20 protein-coding genes are annotated in these 18726 nt (G+C 47.9%); 14 read left to right on the forward strand and 6 right to left on the reverse strand.

Features of this window, described 5'->3' with window-relative positions:
* Positions 1 to 41: 41 nt before the first annotated feature.
* On the forward strand, positions 42 to 989 hold the full coding sequence (locus tag BM202_RS13940) for an alpha/beta hydrolase (protein WP_093827005.1): 948 nt from the start codon (positions 42 to 44) through the stop codon (positions 987 to 989).
* Here the strand turns inward: BM202_RS13940 and BM202_RS13945 are convergent.
* On the reverse strand, positions 986 to 1525 hold the full coding sequence (locus BM202_RS13945; protein WP_093827007.1) for a DUF2911 domain-containing protein: 540 nt from the start codon (positions 1523 to 1525) through the stop codon (positions 986 to 988). The two genes, BM202_RS13940 and BM202_RS13945, sit on opposite strands and share 4 nt — an antisense overlap.
* A gap of 87 nt (positions 1526 to 1612) precedes the next feature.
* On the opposite strand from BM202_RS13945, the gene BM202_RS13950 reads away from it, so the two are divergent.
* Positions 1613 to 2152 (forward strand): hypothetical protein, encoded by a 540-nt coding sequence (locus tag BM202_RS13950; protein WP_093827009.1) that lies wholly within the window; start codon positions 1613 to 1615, stop codon positions 2150 to 2152.
* Between the two features lie 83 nt (positions 2153 to 2235).
* Here the strand turns inward: BM202_RS13950 and uvrB are convergent, their stop codons facing one another.
* Positions 2236 to 4257, reverse strand: a complete 2022-nt coding sequence (gene uvrB, locus BM202_RS13955; RefSeq protein ID WP_093827010.1) for an excinuclease ABC subunit UvrB — start codon at positions 4255 to 4257, stop codon at positions 2236 to 2238.
* Between the two features lie 200 nt (positions 4258 to 4457).
* Here uvrB and BM202_RS13960 point away from each other — a divergent pair, with 200 nt between their 5' ends.
* Positions 4458 to 4985, forward strand: a complete 528-nt coding sequence (locus tag BM202_RS13960; protein ID WP_143100690.1) for a DUF4234 domain-containing protein — start codon at positions 4458 to 4460, stop codon at positions 4983 to 4985.
* Between the two features lie 6 nt (positions 4986 to 4991).
* On the opposite strand, the gene BM202_RS13965 is transcribed toward BM202_RS13960, so the two are convergent.
* Positions 4992 to 6149, reverse strand: coding sequence for an acyl transferase (locus tag BM202_RS13965; RefSeq protein WP_093827014.1), 1158 nt, complete (start codon positions 6147 to 6149; stop codon positions 4992 to 4994).
* Between the two features lie 38 nt (positions 6150 to 6187).
* Between BM202_RS13965 and BM202_RS13970 the strand changes: the two genes are divergently transcribed.
* The gene (locus BM202_RS13970; RefSeq protein ID WP_093827016.1) at positions 6188 to 6733 is read left to right on the forward strand and encodes a hypothetical protein; all 546 of its coding nucleotides are present in this window, start codon (positions 6188 to 6190) and stop codon (positions 6731 to 6733) included.
* Positions 6734 to 6740: 7 nt separating this feature from the next.
* Here BM202_RS13970 and BM202_RS13975 read toward each other — a convergent pair whose 3' ends face one another.
* Entirely contained in the window at positions 6741 to 7937 is a 1197-nt protein-coding gene (locus tag BM202_RS13975; protein WP_093827018.1) for a sensor histidine kinase, read from the reverse strand.
* Between the two features lie 375 nt (positions 7938 to 8312).
* Between BM202_RS13975 and hemA the strand changes: the two genes are divergently transcribed.
* Positions 8313 to 9596: a glutamyl-tRNA reductase gene (hemA, locus tag BM202_RS13980; protein ID WP_093827020.1), complete on the forward strand. Its 1284-nt coding sequence runs from the start codon at positions 8313 to 8315 to the stop codon at positions 9594 to 9596.
* A 90-nt stretch (positions 9597 to 9686) separates the two neighbouring features.
* Positions 9687 to 10280: a DUF4230 domain-containing protein gene (locus BM202_RS13985; RefSeq protein ID WP_093827022.1), complete on the forward strand. Its 594-nt coding sequence runs from the start codon at positions 9687 to 9689 to the stop codon at positions 10278 to 10280.
* A 119-nt stretch (positions 10281 to 10399) separates the two neighbouring features.
* Here the strand turns inward: BM202_RS13985 and BM202_RS13990 are convergent, their stop codons facing one another.
* Positions 10400 to 10819 carry a hypothetical protein gene (locus BM202_RS13990; RefSeq protein ID WP_093827024.1) on the reverse strand — a complete coding sequence of 140 codons (420 nt, stop codon included), beginning with the start codon at positions 10817 to 10819 and terminating at the stop codon, positions 10400 to 10402.
* 18 nt (positions 10820 to 10837) lie between these two features.
* Positions 10838 to 12079, reverse strand: a complete 1242-nt coding sequence (locus BM202_RS13995) for a sulfite oxidase (protein ID WP_093827282.1) — start codon at positions 12077 to 12079, stop codon at positions 10838 to 10840.
* 402 nt (positions 12080 to 12481) lie between these two features.
* Between BM202_RS13995 and BM202_RS14000 the strand changes: the two genes are divergently transcribed.
* The 8 genes from BM202_RS14000 to BM202_RS14035 all read left to right on the forward strand — a co-directional run bounded on the left by BM202_RS14000 (position 12482) and on the right by BM202_RS14035 (position 18684).
* On the forward strand, positions 12482 to 13042 hold the full coding sequence (locus tag BM202_RS14000; protein WP_093827026.1) for a YqgE/AlgH family protein: 561 nt from the start codon (positions 12482 to 12484) through the stop codon (positions 13040 to 13042).
* 153 nt (positions 13043 to 13195) lie between these two features.
* Complete coding sequence (locus BM202_RS14005; RefSeq protein ID WP_093827028.1) at positions 13196 to 13804, forward strand: outer membrane beta-barrel protein; 609 nt, start codon at positions 13196 to 13198, stop codon at positions 13802 to 13804.
* Positions 13805 to 13896: 92 nt separating this feature from the next.
* Positions 13897 to 14364, forward strand: a complete 468-nt coding sequence (locus tag BM202_RS14010) for an NADH-quinone oxidoreductase subunit A (RefSeq protein ID WP_093827030.1) — start codon at positions 13897 to 13899, stop codon at positions 14362 to 14364.
* A 50-nt stretch (positions 14365 to 14414) separates the two neighbouring features.
* Positions 14415 to 14900: a hypothetical protein gene (locus tag BM202_RS14015; RefSeq protein WP_245776662.1), complete on the forward strand. Its 486-nt coding sequence runs from the start codon at positions 14415 to 14417 to the stop codon at positions 14898 to 14900.
* Between the two features lies 1 nt (position 14901).
* Positions 14902 to 15471, forward strand: coding sequence for an NADH-quinone oxidoreductase subunit B (locus tag BM202_RS14020; protein WP_245776663.1), 570 nt, complete (start codon positions 14902 to 14904; stop codon positions 15469 to 15471).
* Positions 15471 to 16406 carry a hypothetical protein gene (locus BM202_RS14025; RefSeq protein ID WP_093827032.1) on the forward strand — a complete coding sequence of 312 codons (936 nt, stop codon included), beginning with the start codon at positions 15471 to 15473 and terminating at the stop codon, positions 16404 to 16406. Before BM202_RS14020 ends, BM202_RS14025 begins: the two co-directional genes overlap by 1 nt.
* A 29-nt stretch (positions 16407 to 16435) precedes the next feature.
* Positions 16436 to 17245, forward strand: a complete 810-nt coding sequence (locus BM202_RS14030) for a sialate O-acetylesterase (RefSeq protein ID WP_093827034.1) — start codon at positions 16436 to 16438, stop codon at positions 17243 to 17245.
* A gap of 170 nt (positions 17246 to 17415) precedes the next feature.
* Positions 17416 to 18684, forward strand: coding sequence for an MFS transporter (locus BM202_RS14035; protein ID WP_093827036.1), 1269 nt, complete (start codon positions 17416 to 17418; stop codon positions 18682 to 18684).
* The last annotated feature ends 42 nt before the right edge of the window (positions 18685 to 18726 follow it).

Below are 18726 nucleotides of genomic sequence, written 5' to 3' on the forward strand. Positions count from 1 at the left end.
AATTCCGTATTCATTCAAATACCCCACTCACCAATTCACCGATGTCGCTACGTAGTTTCTTACTCTGTTCATTATTTGGCCTACTGGCGTTTACGGCCACTGCCCAATCCCGACGACGGGCTCAGTTGACAACTCCTCAGAACAACGGGCCGGTACCAGTGGTATCCGCTCCGCAGACTCGTTTGCTGGAGAGTATGATGATGAACAGTTCGCTGATGAATCGGGCAATAAAGTATTCGATTTATTTACCACCCGATTATTACACATCAAATCGGCGGTATCCGGTAGTGTATTTGCTGCACGGACTGGGCGATAATGAAGGGAGTTGGATACAGTTTGGTGAAGCAGACCACATTGCCGATGCAGGAATCAGGTCGGGGGAGCTACCGCCGATGATTATTGTCATGCCTGATGCGGGCGTTACTTGGTATGTGAATGATTATCAGAACAAAGTTCGCTACGAAGATATGTTCGTGCAGGAACTGATTCCGCACATTGACTCGACCTTCCGAACCCGTACCCAGCGGGAATTCCGGGCCTTGTCAGGCTTGTCAATGGGTGGATTTGGTTCATTAATGCTGGCCATGCACCACCCGGAATTATTTGGTAGCTGTGCAGCATTAAGCGCAGCCGTCCGCACGGATGAAACCTTTGCGGCCATTCCAGAGGAACGATACAATACCGTTTATGGCCCCATCTTTAGTGGGCCTGCCAAGGGACAGGACAGGTTGACTGTTACCTGGAAACGCAATAGCCCGATTACGCTGGCTAAATCAGCACCAGAAGGTGACCTTGTTAAGGTTCGCTGGTATGTTGATTGTGGGGACGACGATGCGCTGACTGTTGGCAACGCCATGTTGCATCTTGCACTACTTGACCGTAAAATTCCACATGAATACCGCGTTCGCGATGGGGCGCATACGTGGTCATACTGGCGCACCGGCCTTCCGGATGCACTGAAGTTTATTGCCGTAAGCTTTCACCGTTAATTGTTATTACCCCGCTTCTGAATCGGAACAATCGCTTCGGTCTCATCCCACGCCAATGACATATCTATACCATTTGTTGCCGGTCTGAAACTGATATAAAACTGTTCGGCCATTGGACTGTGTTTTTGTGATAGGACCGGCACACGTAGTACGTCTTTCGTCTGGTCGTAATTAGTGCCCCATTGTCCCGTTTCGCTGTTGAATATAACAATCCAACCGTTCTGCGATGGGATAGTCCAAAGGGAATAACTTCCCTCATCTAAAGGTTGTCCGGCCACCACTACGTTCTGGTCGAAGTCAATTACAGTGGCTTCATTGGCGCCCGTACGCCACACTTTCCCGTAGGGCACCAGGCCACCAAAAATTTTACGTCCTTTCTTGTAAGGCTGGCAATAATCGACCTTAACCTTTAAACCATTTTGATCAATCTGCGCAATCGCTTCGGGACTGCTGGATTTGGTCCAGCTACGTAGCGTAAAGAAGCCAACAAGCACCACAGCGGCCAGAATACCGAGGATAATAAGGATGCGTTTCATGGGTATAAAGTGGTTTTAAACGGACAGCCTGCAAGGTAGGAAGATTTTGTAACTTGCAGGCTTTCTTAAGTTGCCCACCGAAGTATAATGTCTCGAATCGACTATCCACTCATTTACCCAGACCTTCGCAAGAACGAAACAGAACCATCTGGTGGCTACGTAGAAATGCACCTAACACACGCATCTCACGAAGCGACCCGAAACATTGAAACTGCAATTATTCTGGCCAGACAAGGTTTCAAGGTACGGCTTTTACCAATTGATAATACACCACATATCAAAAATCCGGACGCTTATTTTATTGATCAGGATATCATAGTAGAGTTTAAGCATAACTATACACCCACTGCTTCAGCGATCGAACGTGAAATACGTAATGCCAAAAAGCAGGCCGATTATATTTTGATCCACATAATGAGCAGTATTACAAAAGGAGAATTGATAAGAGGCCTAAAATTACAAATTCACCGGGCGGAGAATGTAATTGCCGTGTGGATGCTTCTGGAAGAGACATTATATCAATTTACGCCAACTGAAATTCGAGACGGCACGATTGAGTTAAAAATACAATGGGGTGACACGGCCGAACCGCATCACCCCAAGGAGGGGCCTGGGATCTCTCCCTGACCGCTACAAATTTACAATATATCTATAGGTAAAACTAGTGAAACCATATAAAAAATTATATGATTTCACTAGTTTTATGATTACTACGCCGTTTCTTTCTTCAACTTATCGCGCAATTGAAACAGCTCATCGCGAAGGCGGGCGGCTTCCAGGAAGTCGAGATCTTTGGCGGCACGTTCCATTTTGGACTGCGTCTCGTTGATAACTTTTTCCAGATCGCCTTTGCCCATGTATCGCACGACAGGGTCGGCCGCGATGCGAATTTCTTCCGGCTCTACATAGAAATGTTTTGCTTTCGAATCGGCCACTTTGGTCTGTCCCATAATGGATTCGCGCGACTTCAGTACGGTTGTTGGTGTGATGCCATTATCCGTATTGTACTCCAACTGAATAGCCCGACGCCGGTTTGTTTCGTCAATCGCCTTTTCCATCGATCCCGTAATTCGGTCGGCATACATAATCACCTTGCCGTTAACGTTTCGGGCGGCACGGCCAATGGTCTGAATCAAAGACCGGATGTCGCGCAGAAAGCCTTCCTTGTCGGCATCCATAATGGCTACCAGCGATACTTCAGGCAAGTCCAGACCTTCCCGCAGTAGGTTAACGCCCACCAGTACGTCGAAATTACCCAAGCGTAAATCACGCAGAATTTCGACCCGATCAAGCGTTTTCACTTCCGAGTGAATGTACCTTGTTTTGATACCAACCCGGTCCAGATACTTGGTCAGTTCTTCGGCCATTCGCTTGGTTAACGTAGTGACCAGTACCCGTTCGTGGTTCTTGATTCGGGCATCAATGGATTCGAGCAGATCGTCAATTTGGTTCAGGCTCGGGCGTACTTCAATCTCGGGATCAAGCAGCCCCGTTGGCCGAATAAGTTGCTCTACCACAACCCCCTCACTCCGACGAAGTTCATAATCCGACGGCGTGGCCGATACGTAAATCGACTGACCCGACAAGTCCTCAAACTCCTGAAACGTCAGCGGCCGATTATCCATCGCCGATGGCAGTCGGAAACCATAGTCAACAAGAGCGGTTTTTCGGGAGCGGTCACCACCCCACATCGCCCGGATTTGCGGAATCGTGGCGTGGCTTTCATCGACAACCATCAGGTAATCGTCTGGAAAATAATCAAGTAAGCAGAAGGGTCGCTGGCCGGGTTGCCGCTTATCAAAATAGCGCGAATAGTTTTCAATACCTGAGCAATACCCCAGTTCACGCATCATTTCAAGATCAAATTCAGTACGCTCCCGAATACGAGTGGCCTCCTGTTCCCGAAACTCGGACTCAAAGTAACGTACCTGAGCCACCATATCGTCCTGAATCTGATACATGGCACTATTGAGCGTATCACGACCCGTCACGAACAGGTTGGCCGGAAATATGGTGACCATATTCTCGCTGGTGATTTTCTTGCCCGTTGAGGGATCAATCTGCTGAATGGTTTCAATTTCGTCGCCGAAGAAAATAACCCGGTAGGCAAAATCAGCGTATGCTACGTAGAGATCGACGGTATCGCCTTTGACGCGGAAGTTACCGCGTTCAAATTCCCCTTCCGTTCGGCTATACAGAATGCTGACCAGTTGGTGCAGAAAGTTATTACGGCTCATCTGTTCACCAACCGCAATACGCACGACGTTACGTTTGAACTCTTCGGGATTGCCCATGCCGTAAATGCAGGAGACCGATGCGACAACGATAACATCCCGCCGACCGCTCATCAGGGCCGACGTTGCCGCCAGTCGTAGTTTGTCGATCTCTGCGTTGATAGCCAGATCTTTCTCGATATACGTATTGGTCGTGGCAATGAACGCTTCCGGTTGGTAATAGTCGTAGTAGCTAATGAAATACTCGACAGCGTTTTCGGGAAAAAACTGCTTAAACTCACCGTAAAGCTGGGCTGCGAGGGTTTTGTTATGGCTTAAAACGAGCGTTGGCCGGTTGGTTTGGGCAATGAGGTTGGCCACTGTAAATGTCTTTCCGGAACCGGTTACGCCCAATAACACTTGCGCGGGTTCGCCTTCGTTTACGCCCTTGACTAACTTTTCAATTGCCTTAGGCTGATCGCCCGTGGGTTGAAATTCCGAGGTTAATTTGAAGTTCATCGTATCGTTGTGAATCTGGACAATTTACGAAGATTTGGACTGGATTGCAAGAGCGGTTTTTAAAATAAACACAACGTCAACGTCCTCACTTGTTTGTCCAGAAACAGCCCAAATCCTTCCTGTTTTATAAAATCTCGTAAATGTGCCTGTGGCTCCCGAATCACATAATCAGTAAATTGCCTCCCGAATTTGACCTATTCATGGATAATAACTACCAACCTGCTGAGTATGTTGATTATGTGAAGAAGCAGCCCGTCTGGGTGTTTTGTCTGCTTTCGTTTTTCACATTTGGACTTTACACCATTTATTGGTTTTACAAATCCTGGCGCTTCTTTCGAGAGTCATATGGTTGGGACATCTATCCGGTTTGGAGGGCTATTTTCGCGGTGTTTTTTACGCACTCTCTATTAGAAACAATTAATGATCTTGCCATAGAGAAAGGCCACCCTGGCATCAGCAGTAACCCTTACGCAACAGGATACGTAGTAATAGCGATTGTTCAGCGACTATTGGACCAGACTATACCGACCTCCCTGGCACTGCTTCCACTCCTATTGATGCCGTTTTTATTTTTGATACCAACCGTTAAACAACTTAATTACCTCTACGAAAAAACTCATCCGAATGAATACCAGCCGGCATTTAGCCCAGGCGAATTGGTGGCGTTATTGCTTGGTGGTATCGTAATGGGTCTGGGCGTTGCTGGTACGTTACTGGGTGAAGTCTAAAATATACTACCCGATCATCAGATTGCAGCCGCGAACATCCGAATTGTCAAACCGACCAATCACCCGAAAGTTGCCCGGTCCTGATTCGATTGATTCGTCAGCATCGCCAATGTATTGCCCCAAGTCCTGGGTTTCGATAAATGAGCACGAGTCCAGATTGGCTAAATCCACTATGTTGATTCCGCCGGTGCGACGCTCGCCGTCACGGCTATACTCTTCGGGATACAGGAAAAACGGATCATTAATATCGCGCAGAAACACCCGTAGCGTCGAGCTGGGCCGAAACACGCCACTGCCCATCGAATAAGCCTGTGAGAGTAACTCCGTCATGCCATATTCCGAATGAACACTACGTATACCCAGGTGATTGGTCAGTATCTCGTGAACTTCTTCGCGCAGTAATTCCTTCCGCCGACCTTTCATGCCACCGGTTTCCATAACGATCAGATCAGGAAGTTTACCAAGGAACGTCAATTCACGAGTTGACTCTGCCCAATCCAGCAAGCCAAACGTAACCCCGATTAACAGGATCTTTTTCCCGTCGGGCTGCCGGGCGAGCTGTTGTAACCGCTCCGTCAGTTCATCGTAATTATGGAGAAAAAAGCCGCTTGTGAAGGCGTTCTCTGCGGATTTTGTTGCCTGATTTAAACCGGTTTGCTCTATAAATCGCTGAACCATATACACCAGCGATGAGTTATTTCGTTCAAGGTAAGACGGCAACAGAGCCAGGATATGAAAGTTTTGAAGTGGACCATATGTCTGTTCAAAAATCCGGGTACTGATGGCGTCGTACAGGTCCGCATCGGGCACGTAATGACGACTGGTTTGCTCTCCGGTTGTGCCACTACTGGCAAAAGTAAGTGTACTAGTACTGACAGGATTGCTTTCAACGTCTATACCCGTTAAAATGGCATGTTGTTTGAAAAACCCAATCGGCATGAACGGTACCTGGCGCAAGGTCGTGACCTGTTCTGGCTGACAATTCAGGTGACGCAGATAGTTGCTATAAACTGGATTAAAAGCCGCCTGGTACTGAAACACAGTCAATGCCAGCGACTCGAACGTATCGCGGTTGGGTGGACTTGAGCTGAGTGCCAGAATTTGTTGCCGGAGCGATTGGCGCAGTGCCGCTGCTCCGGTCGAGAGTGTTAATGAAAAAGACAAAGTAACAAAAGCGTTTATTGCACAACGAGTACAACAGTATGCGACGGCAACAAATTCAACCGTATCTTTTCGTAGTAGGAATAGCCTTGATTTTATCATCCTGCTTCACCGAGCCTAATTATTCAAACACACCCGAGATCGAATTCAAAGGTCTTTTCCGCTATCCGCTGGCGGCTGGCACCGGTGTTGGTAAACCAAAACGGGATTCTGTTGTGATTACGATTGGCTTTAAAGATGGCGATGGCAACCTGGGTACTAGTGCCTCATCTTACAAAGCCGACTCTATCCGTTACGCATCTAGTGGAAAATGGGGCAATTATGAAATAAAGACGTTTAGACTCGTCAATAAGCAATATGAAGAATATAGTCAGCCAGTTCTTCTGACGCTGATTTTTCCAAATCTGGCCGAAAATAAACCGAGCGGGCCGATTGAAGGCACACTGGATTTCAATCAGATTTTCCCGTATGGAACGAGGAACACAATTTATCCAACCAAATTTCAAATCAGAATTCGGGACCGCGATCTAAACGTAAGTAATGTTATTGAAACAGATACGCTCTGGGTTCCCTATCAGGATAGGTGAGATTCAGTCAACTGGCATTCAATACAATTCGGAACGTAGTACCTTTACCAACTTCCGAGCTTTTAACAAATAGCTTCCCACTGTGGTATTCTTCCACAATGCGTTTGGCCAGCGTCAGCCCTAATCCCCAACCACGTTTTTTGGTGCTAAAACCCGGCGAAAATACTTTCTGCATATTCGCTTTAGAGATTCCTTTCCCCGTATCGGTGATGTCGATAGCCACTTCCTGATGTGGTAAAGCCACTATATTTAGTCGAAGTTCGCCTACGCCTTTCATCGCGTCTACCGCGTTTTTGCAGATATTTTCAATTACCCACTCAAACAGTAACTTATTTATTCTGACCATCTTATCAGGCGGCAACTGGCTGGCAAGCGTCATTTTCACTTTTGTTGAAATGCGCTTTGCGAGGTAATCGGTAAACTGCTGGACAACCTCATTCAGGTTCTCCTCTTTCAGCGTTGGCACCGACCCAATACTTGAAAAACGGGACGTAATGGTTTCTAATCGTTGAACGTCTTTCGCAATTTCGTCGGTTATCGACCCATCAAACTGGTCAGGGTCAGAGCGCATATATTCTACCCACGCCATGAGCGACGACATCGGTGTACCTAACTGGTGGGCAGTTTCTTTTGCTAATCCAACCCAAACACGATTCTGCTCAGCCCGACGCGACGAACTAAAGGCTAGATACGCCAGCACCCCCAAAGCCGCCATGACGGTCAACAATGCATAGGGGAAATAGGCTAATTGACGCAACAGGCTGGAGTTGGCATAATAAACTAAACCCAATTGGCCATCACCCAGATCCACTACCAAGGGTTTATGCTTTTTGCGCATTTCCAGTTTTTTTCTTTGTAAAAATTGGTTTTTCTCTTCGGGCGTCAGCCCATCAGGAATATCATCAATATTTTTGCTAAAGGCCACTGCACCATCAGCATTAACATAAATGGCGGGAATTGTCGTGTTAGCCTGAAGAATCTGGTCGGTTACGAAAGTTAAATCACCAGCATCGGGGTGACTTGATCCGAATAAATAGCCAATCCCATTGGCGTAAAGTTGTACGTACTGTTTCTCCCGATCTTCCAGTTTAGTGATGAGTCGATCGGTGTAGAGCAGTGATCCTGTTCCTACCAACAACAGATTCAGGGCTACTATAATTTTCAGAATGTTATTCTGACTATAAATATCAAATGACTTTAGCATGTCTTCCTGCTGTTTATGCTGGCTATTGGCCGCCGACCCACCGTTGCATAAGAACAGCCTTCGTTATGGTACAAAAATAGGGGCATTGTCGGTTATAAGGTCATGCGTACTTTCGCCTAAACAACGTAGTAAATTGCCCGGTAGTAGAAAACAATCCCGATTACGTTCTATGAACGATAAAAGTGGTTTAAATGTGTAAAATCGAACGTCTACGCAACCATCAGCGTTCTAAATTCGAATAGGATGTAACAAAGAAAGACCTCAACTATTTGGACGTATTCTAAATAGAGAACGGTTTACTGAGCGAGCATGTATGTCCGGCAATTGTACCGTAATTTTGTATAGGCCATTGGCCAATTAGTGCGATTTATACCAATGTTAGACACCTTCAAAACGATTAGTTTATCTCACAAAACTGCACCCCTTCATGTGCGGGAACTAATTGCACTTAACGAAGACGAAGCAAAGCGATTGATGCTGAGGCTACGGGATTTTTTCGGACTGACCGACTTATTGGTTATCTCTACCTGTAACCGCACAGAGGTCTATTATGCTTGTGAACAGAATCTGAATGCCGACATTGCCCGGCTGCTACTGATTGAAAAAGGACTGACCGACACCGACAACTATTTGCCTTATTTCCAGTTTTTTGAGGCACATGACGAAGCCGTTCGGCACCTGTTCGAAGTTTGCGTTGGCTTGCATTCGCAGGTTGTAGGCGACATGCAGATTCCAAACCAGGTAAAGCAGTCATACCAGTGGTCGGCCGATTTAGATATGGCCGGGCCGTTTCTGCACCGGTTAATGCATACCATTTTCTTTACGAATAAGCGGGTAGCGCAGGAAACGCCTTTTCGTGATGGAGCCGCGTCGGTTTCGTATGCAGCCGTAGAGTTGATTGAGGAATTGGTGGGCGAACATCAGAACCCCAGCGTGCTGGTTATCGGCCTGGGTGAAATTGGTACGGATGTTTGCAAGAACCTGGAAGCTCGTAAGCTAACAAATATTACGCTTTGTAACCGGACGCAGGCCAAGGCCGAAGCGCTGGCTAGTCAGCATGGTTTTCGGGTAGCTGATTTTTCTAATTTAACCGATGAAATTCGTCGGGCCGACGTCATCATTTCGTCTGTTCTGCGCGATGATCCACTGATTACCCCCGAACTACTACGTGACGTCAACGTATTGACTTTCAAATATTTCATTGATTTGTCGGTTCCCCGTAGCGTTGATGCGGCCGTTGAGCAGATTCCAGGCGTATTGGTGTATAACATTGATAACATTCGCCACCGCGCCGATGAAGCCCTGAATCAGCGGTTGGCGGCTATTCCGAAGGTCGAAGCCATTGTGACACAGGCCGTAGCCGAATTTGGCGACTGGTCGAAGGAAATGGTTGTATCGCCAACGATCAATAAACTTAAAAATGCGCTGGAGCAGATTCGTCGTGACGAAATTGCCCGGCACATGAAGCACCTGACCTCCGATGAGTCCGAGAAAGTGGACAAAATTACGCGGGGCATTATGCAAAAAATCATTAAGCTTCCCGTATTACAGCTTAAAGCAGCTTGCAAGCGGGGTGAAGCCGAAACGCTCATCGACGTACTGAACGACCTGTTCGATCTAGAGAAGCAAACGACCGAAGAGCCTAAGCATTCATACTAATCAAGATTATCTGATTTCGAAACTCCCAAATTGGCAACGGTTTGGGAGTTTTTTCGTTTTTGTCTTGCTGGAGCATCAGTATAAAAAAGTATGTCCAAACTCATTAACGCCTTATTTCGCCTGTTTATAATAGCTGTGCTGGTGGCAGGATTGATTGCCATCTGGGAGCAAATTCGCGGCAACAGTGTGCTAAGCCGATTCCGGCGGAGCGATAATACTACACAAAGCATTGTTCTGAAGGAGATCACAGCCTTAGGCAAGCTGGAGTTGGTAAAATATACATTCAAAAACATCGTCGAGCACGAGCAGGTCAATACGTTTCTGCCTAATGCCAACGCCGTATTGATTGTAGAAGGGGAAGCCACTGGGTGCATCGACCTGACCCGCATTAGCCCGGCCAATATCACAACCGACGGTGATTCTGTTACGGTGCAACTTCCTAAACCCGAACTGTGCGGCTGGAAAATCAATCACGATCGCTCGCGCGTCTATGATACTCGCTTTTCGTTTCTGGACGACGCCCAATTGGTGAGCGATGCCTATCGTAAGGCCGAGCAGCAGGTTAAACAATCGGCCCTGAACGGTGGTATTCTGGACCAAACCCGTCGTAACGCCGACCGGATGCTACGTCCCTTACTGGAGCGCATATCTGGCAAGAAAATCGGGCTGACGTTTCAGGAATAGAGTTTGAGTTTACTGCCAATCACTAAAAAGAGGTTTGAACACAGAGCCACGGAGTACACAAAGACTATAGAATCGTATGCAATACTTTGTGTACTCCGTGGCTCTGTGTTTAAACCTCTTTATTTATCAAGCTTATACCATTGAACATTTTTCAGGGATTGACGCCGGAACGTATTCGTAGTGGCGGCTGTCTCAGGACCATAGTGCTTTTCGAGGTAATCCAGAACGACTTTTTCTGAGTCGCCTAAATCCCACAGTTTATGGTATTTCTGCATCCACCGGATACGGTCTACCCAGCCCGCCCGCGTGAAACGATGCTGCAAAATAAGCTTTGAGGAATGACAGGCTGTACATTGTGCCTTCACCATCATCAGACTCGGGTCATTGATCAACCCTGTTTCGGCGTCAATTTTCCCCGTATCGGCTACCGTTACTGAAGATACTGATGCTGTAGTCGAATTTTTTACTGGAGCCGTTCGAAAGCTAGCCAAACCGATCAGTATCGCTCCGATAAAAAATATAGTTTTTACTACGTTCATAACGCTAAATGCTAGTTTCTATACAGCCTTCACGGCAATTCGATGACAGGCATTATTGAGGTAACCGCCGGGGTTCCATTGGGGAATCACCATGGGTTGCATAACCCCATTGCTATCCGTAGCCCGCACCCATACTTCATAATAACCCGCCTGCGGGAATGTTACATCAGCCGACCAATTCTGCCAGGCCAGGCGATTTTTGGGGCGTTCTAGTTTGCTCTTTTGCCAGGTAGCGCCGTAGTCAATGGACGTAGACACCTCCGCTACGTTCCGGTCGCCAGCCCAGGCATGACCACGTAACGACAGCGTTTTTTTACCTTCGAGCAAGGCACCCGATTTAGGATACGTAATAAGCGACTTAACTGGCATCGACTCGATGATGCGGAAATTTTGGGGCGTCTCAGCAATTTTTTCACCGGGTTGCACGGGTCGAATCGGCATTCTGTAGCTATGCCCTTCCATTTTCGCACCATCATGCTCTTTGTTTCGTATGGCTATCGTGTGCAGCCATTTACCCGATACAGAGGCAGGCCAACCACCAATTACCAACCGAAGCGGATAACCATGCACCAACGGAATATCCTGACCATTAACGGCCCAGGCAATCAGGGTTTCTTCTTCAAGCGCTTTTTTAATGGGCACTCCACGCGAAATAGCCACTTTTGTAGGGTCCTGACTCAAATGAGGATCTTTGCCGTAATAACCGATATAAACCGCATCGTCTTTCAAGCCCACATCGGCCAGAATATCTTTCAGGCGAACACCCGTCCACTCAGCGCAGCTAACCGCCCCCTGATCCCAGGGATTACCCGTTGTTTGGGGTTCGTAGCCCGCCCGCCCATTGCCTCCACACTCAAGCACAAGCTGGTACGTGTACGGCTTAAATCGTTTTTTTAGCTCAGCCAGGGTATACGTTTTTTCGGCCTTTACCGACTCGCCTTTGATCGTGAGCGTCCACTTTGCCAGATCAATTGGCTCAGTTGGTATCAGACCGTTATTGCGGATAAACATCTTATCGACAGGCGTAATGGCATCGTCTAACAGATGAATGGGCGACTCAACATTCCAGGGTTTATCACCCAACACTTTCATCTCGGTGCTTTTCCCCTTGAGTGGGTCATACTCAGCATTTAAGCCCAATGGCCGATGATACCGAGGCATTTTATCGGCAAAAACGACATCGGTGCCTACCAGCGTGGTTAACGCGGCTAAAGCGCTTTTCTGGAGGAACCCTCGCCGATCATGAAGCCCATTTTTCATCATTCGTATAGTTTTCGTGTTCAGGCAAATTTTGCCACCAACATGACCAGCACATTGATAAATGTCTGTGGGAAAATCGCCCGTAAAAATACATCACAACCTACTTGCCTGCTAGAAAGAGTGGCGTTAATTATACAAACGGAACGAACGTCACTTTATGGCGAACTAGTAAAGCTAACTTAAATCTAGAACTGAATTTTTATAGTGGCTTACCAACTTATTAAACACCTTACTGGCGCCCATACCAGGCCAATCGCCTGGGCACGCATCATTAATTTTAGCGTAGGATAACTTTAGCGCCTGATCGCCGAACCGAATAATGTATTTATGTTTTTTTAAGTCAATATAGCCTGCCCAAAAGGCGTTTGTACCTATACGAGATGTTAACTATACCAATGGCTTATGAATACGACCCCGCCAATCGTCACGAATGGAGATTTATTGATTGCCGAGCCATTCATGGGCGACACAAACTTTGAACGTAGTGTTATTCTGGTTTGTGAACACAGTCCTGCCGGTACGTTCGGCCTGGTGCTGAACCAGCTTACTGATATTCATCTGGGTGATGTGATTGAGGATATTCAGCCCGACTTGCCCCTATTTGTGGGCGGTCCCGTACAACAAAACACGCTTCATTTTATTCACCGTCGCCCTGATCTGATTGATAGTTCGATCCGGTTACGCGAGGGGTTGTATTGGAGTGGTGATTTTGACGAAATCAAGCGAGCGATCAATGTGGGTACATTAAGCGAGCGTGATATTCGCTTCTTTATTGGCTATTCGGGGTGGAGCGAAGGCCAGTTAGATGCTGAGTTAAGCCAGAAAGCCTGGATTATCAGTTCAACGAGTGCCGACTTTCTGTTTGATACGCCAACGAAAGAATTCTGGCGGGGCGTTTTGAAGCGAATGGGCGGTGAGTATAAGTCTATTGCCCATTACCCGGTTGATCCGCGACTCAATTAGCGGTTCAATTCAGCCAGGCAACTAACCTTACCAACAACTTCTTAACATTTTTTAACCAATTTTGTGGGGCCTGGCGAATCGCCGGGCCTTATCTTTCGTGAATCCGTCCTAATCCAGTAGCGAAAGGAAAATTCAATCTGTTAACAGTCTAGTATGCATACGTACCGATTACTCTTTTTTGTTTTTTTCATAAGCGCGCCGTTGTTCGTTCGAGCGCAAAGTAATAATCCCGTTGGTGGTCACTTCGGCATAAAATTCGGTGCTACGTTCACGCAGGTGCATATTACCGGTACCAGTGTCAATATTCCCAAACGGGCGCTGGAACCCCATCTGGGCCTCATGTATCGGTATCGGTTGCATAAATGGGTACTTCAACCGGAGGCTCTGCTTGCCATTAAAGGCGGTACATTTCAACAGGAACAGACCGTTGGCGGCCGAACCACAACGAAAAATCCGTACTATTACGCCAGCCTCCCCATCTTGCTGGGTTACATTCCAACTGAAGGGCTGACCGTACAGGCAGGACCTGAGTTCAGTTATGCGTTAAGCACGGGAGCCATAGGCGGTCCATCTGCCCAAAGCGATGTTGGTCTGGCGGTAGGCGTACACTACGATTTCCTGGATATGCTCTCCAAATGCAGTTTGCATATTCGCTATATCTACGGTTTTACGAACGTATCACCAGAAGCCAGCGCGCTGTATTATAACCGAAACCTTCAGATCTCGCTGGTGTATAACCTGTACAAACCAAGAAAGAAATAAGTTACAGGACCTACGGGTTACAGTGGCTGACGCGAACTTATCATGCGTTGGTCACTGTAACCCAAATACCATAAACCGAACACCGTAAAAACATGCTTTCCGATTTCGGTATTATTCTGCTGTTTATTCTGGCTGCCTTCGCGTTCATTGCGGTGGTGTTATTTGTGGCACGCTTATTACGTCCACACCGGCCAAACATAGAGAAAAACAGTACATACGAATCGGGAGAAGAGCCCGTTGGTAACGCCAATGTTCAGTTTAACATTCGTTTCTACGTAGTGGCGCTGGTATTTGTGTTGTTCGACGTTGAACTGGTTTTCCTGTTTCCGTGGGCAACGGTGTTTGGTCAGGCCGCGCTTATCAAAAGTACCGATGGTTTATGGGGGTGGTTTGCCTTGACCGAAGCCTTTCTCTTTGTGGTCGTTCTGGCACTGGGACTCGCGTATGTCTGGGCAAAAGGCTATCTTGACTGGGTGAAGCCGCAGCCAAAAATTCCAACAATAGAAACGAAAGTCCCCACGCATTTGTATCAGCAAGTAAATGATCGATACAAACGTTGAGCTTATTCCCACTACGTTACTTATGGCTGCTATTGCTACTAAGTACCTCATTGCCAATCCGATTAGTTGCCCAAAAACCCACGTTTAATACGTATCGGATTCGGGTTGTTACGAAAGAGGGTGATCGTTTTAGAGGCCCAATGGACGATATTGACAATTCGTATCTCTATCTTAGAGACGAGCGTATTCCGCTTGCCCGGATTCGTAAGGTGGTCATTCGCAGCAATACGAATAAACCCATGTTGATAACGGGAGCCATTGTGGGAGCGCTGGCTATCGGTTATTTAGCGAATCAATCGTTACGTACCAATCAGACTCGAAGTCCCATAGCGCATGGTCTGACGGTCACATTTGCCGCTGCGGGTGGAGCCGCCGTTGGTTTATTGCTCGGTTCAGCGGCTAGTCGGATCAATCGCAAGGTAATTCGACCGGTGAACCAGGGTTCCCCGGAAACCAGTTTAGTTCGACAACTGGAGCCTTTTACATTACGTTATCAAGAGGACATACTTAACCGTCTGCCTAAAATTATTCAGTAATATGACAACTCAACCCTCCTCTGATAAAACGGGTGAAGCCAGCGTAATTATGCTGCAGTCCGAAGAACTCCTGAACTGGTCGCGGGAGAAGTCGATGTGGCCCCTGAGTTTCGGGCTGGCTTGTTGCGCCATTGAAATGATGCAGGCCTTTGCGGCCAATTATGACCTCGAACGATTTGGTATTTTTCCGCGCCCTTCGCCCCGTCAGGCCGATGTCATGATCGTATCTGGTACGGTCACCTATAAAATGGCCGACCGAATTCGGCGGCTTTATGAGCAGATGCCCGAACCACGCTACGTGATTTCGATGGGTTCTTGCTCGAACTGTGGTGGACCTTACTGGCAGCACGGCTACCACGTAGTGAAAGGAGTGGATCGCATCATTCCGGTAGATGTGTATGTGCCGGGCTGCCCGCCCCGCCCGGAAGCCCTCATTGATGGTTTTTTGAAATTGCAGGAGAAGATTCGAACCGAGCACCCGCTGCTGGGGACGAAAGATGTAGAGACGCAAACCAGCTCATTTTCAGCGGATGCAGCTATTCAATCAGACGATTTGCCAACTCCTTCCTGATGAACAGCCTGTCTCTCGCTTTCTGGCAAACGATTCGTTCAGTCCGGTTGCTGTGGCTGATGTATGGCATCACGCTGGTGCTTGGTTTGCTGGTGGCGCTGCCTTTCTATAACACCCTCAAAATTGAAGATCAGAATTCACTGGCCTTCATGAAGTTGCTGGACGGATTCGACTACACGGTTTATTCGGATTTCATGCAACGTAGCGAACGGGCTATTACCCCGCTCATGAGCGTTGGACGCTGGCTAGGTGTTCTGTACGTGTTCTTGAGCGTATTTTTTGCTGGCGGCATATTGGCTCAATTTGCGCAGTTGTCACAGCCATTCAGTATTGGCCTGTTCTGGCGGGGGTGCAGCCACTATGTTCGGCGTTTTCTGCAATTATTTTTTGTTACGTTGCTCTTTGTGCTGGTTGGCGGAGGACTTTGGCTGGTCATGGGTACACTCGCGGGTATTGCCTTGAGCGGTACGTTAACCGAGCGCGGTCTCTTCTGGATTGGCGCCCTGTTTTTTACTTTATTCGCGATGACGGCTACCTTCCTGCTTTGCGTTGGCGACTATGCTAAAGTGATCATGTTCCGCGAAAATGAGTCGAATGCTTTTCGAGCGTTTGGGCGAGCTGGCCGATTAGTGCTGCGAAACATAGGGAAGACATATGGCCTGTATGTTCTGTTGATTTTGATCGGAACAGCTTTGTTCGGCGTTTATTTTCTGCTCGACGAAGCCATTTTGATGAGTAACTGGTCCACTATTCTGGGTATGTTGATTGTGCAGCAGGGACTGATTTTCGCTCGTGTGGGATTGAAAGTATGGTCATTAGGCATTGCCTATGCCGTTTACGAAAGACTCCCCAAACCTGTTTTACCGCCAGCGCCCGTGGTCGAGCATATTCCTGAAAGTAGGAATGACGATGACCAGATTTTATTGTCAGAATAGCGTCTGCTTACGTTAAATTGCTTCTCCTGATGACAAACCGTAGTAATTTCCTCAAGCAAGCGCCCTTGCTGCTTAGCCTCGTTCTTCTTATGTCGCTGGCGTTTAAACAGGATGTACCACCCCGGTTGCACTTGTTTCTGCTCATTGGTCAGTCGAACATGGCGGGACGGGGTGTTCCCGACGCTGAAGATCAGCAGACTAATCTACGCATCTGGATGCTGACCAAAGAATTGAGCTGGGTTCCGGCCCGCGACCCGATGCATTTCGATAAACCAGCGGTTATCGGCGTTGGACCAGGTTTAACCTTTGCCAGACAATTGGCCAACACGTATCCAACCCTCAATATCGGTCTGATTCCAAGCGCCGTAGGTGGTTCGGGCATTGATGCCTGGAAACCGGGCGCTTACTATGAACCCACAAAATCCTATCCGTACGATGACGCGTTACGTCGGGCAAAAAAAGCGCTCGAAAATGGACAATTAGCCGGTTTTATCTGGCACCAGGGCGAATCGGATTCAACGCCGACCAACGCACCTGCTTATGGCGAAAAACTGACCGAACTGGTTCAACGATTCCGGAAAGACCTGAATGCTCCTCACGTACCGTTTGTCGTTGGGACGCTGGGCGATTTCGTTGTCAAGCGCAATCCAGAAGCGAAAACGATCAACGATGCCCTTCAGCAAGCTCCCAACCACAATCCTGATTTGTATTGTGTCGTCTCGTCGGGCCTGACCGATAAAGGCGATTCAACTCATTTCGACACCGCTTCAGCCCGTACGCTCGGCCGTCGATACGCCGATGTCTTTATCCAAAAGAAACTACTGACCGCCAAGCGTTGATTTTTTCTGTCAGGATTGACAGCCGGGCCTACGTTCGGATGAAAACTAAACATACTGTTTTATCCTCTTGATCCTGTCAGAAAAATGAAAATTCAGACAGGACCCAATCTTCTTTGGTCATTTCGTATTATTGCAGAATCGTTTAGTTTTTTACTCTCTGATTCTGCCTGATGGCTGTTCCTGCTCTTTCTGAAAAACAACAATCTGCCGCTGCCGGACTATTTGGCTTGCCGGTCATCGTGGCCGCATTAGGCTATTTTGTTGACATTTACGACCTACTCCTTTTTGGCATCGTTCGCGTACCAAGCCTAACTGATCTTGGCCTTACGCCAGAACAAATTTCGACCGTTGGTGCCAGCATTATTAACTGGCAAATGGGCGGTTTGCTGCTCGGGGGTATTCTGTGGGGTATTATTGGCGATAAGCAAGGTCGCTTGTCGGTTCTCTTCGGTAGCATCATTACGTATTCAATTGCTAATATCGCCTGCGGATTCATCAAGCACGTTACGTTTATGGACCCGGTCACTTACTATGCACTGATGCGGTTTGTAGCGGGTATCGGACTGGCCGGTGAATTAGGGGCAGGGATTACGCTCGTGAGTGAGATTCTACCGAAAGAAAAACGCGCCATTGGTACATCGCTCGTGGCCGGGATTGGCCTTTCGGGCGCTGTAGTGGCTTATTTCACGGTAAAATATTTCGATTGGCAAACAGCCTTTCTGGTAGGTGGTGGGCTGGGCATTGGACTCCTGTTGCTACGTGTGGGCGTGGTTGAATCGGGCATGTTCAAAAATGTGACGGAGCAGGAAAACGTGAAGCGGGGTGATTTTCTGTCCTTTTTCACCAATGCCGACCGGCTCAGTCGCTACCTCAAATGCATTGGTATTGGCTTGCCCACCTGGTTCGTCATCGGGATTCTGGCCACGTTCAGTAACGAGTTCGGGAAAGCACTGGGCATTGCTGAAGAAATTCAACCGGGCTTGTCTATTATGTGGTGCTACGTTGGACTGGCCGTTGGTGATCTGGTCAGTGGCTTCATCAGTCAATCAATGGCGTCACGCAAAAAAGCGGTGTCCCTGCTCATGGGGATTGCCCTCATATTCGGCTTAGTTTATCTCTATTTCGGGATCAAGAGCGCGACCGTTCTGTATGGGCTTTGCCTGGCCATGGGCTTTGGCATCGGCTACTGGGCCATGTTCGTGACCATCGGGGCTGAGCAATTCGGGACGAACCTCCGGGCGACAGCGGCCACCACGATACCCAATATGGTTCGTGGCCTGGTCATCCCGATGACACTAACGTATCAGGCGCTCAAACCCTCACTGGACATCATCAATGCCGGTGCCGTAGTGGGTTTAATCAGCTTCATTCTCGGCTTTTATGCTATCCTGACCATTCCCGAAACCCACGGTAAGGATTTGAATTATCTGGAAGAATAAAAGAGGATGGAGAGGGATACTAACCTATATTTCTTTCCCTCC

Source organism: Spirosoma endophyticum, from assembly GCF_900112365.1.
GTDB classification, from domain to species: domain Bacteria; phylum Bacteroidota; class Bacteroidia; order Cytophagales; family Spirosomataceae; genus Spirosoma; species Spirosoma endophyticum.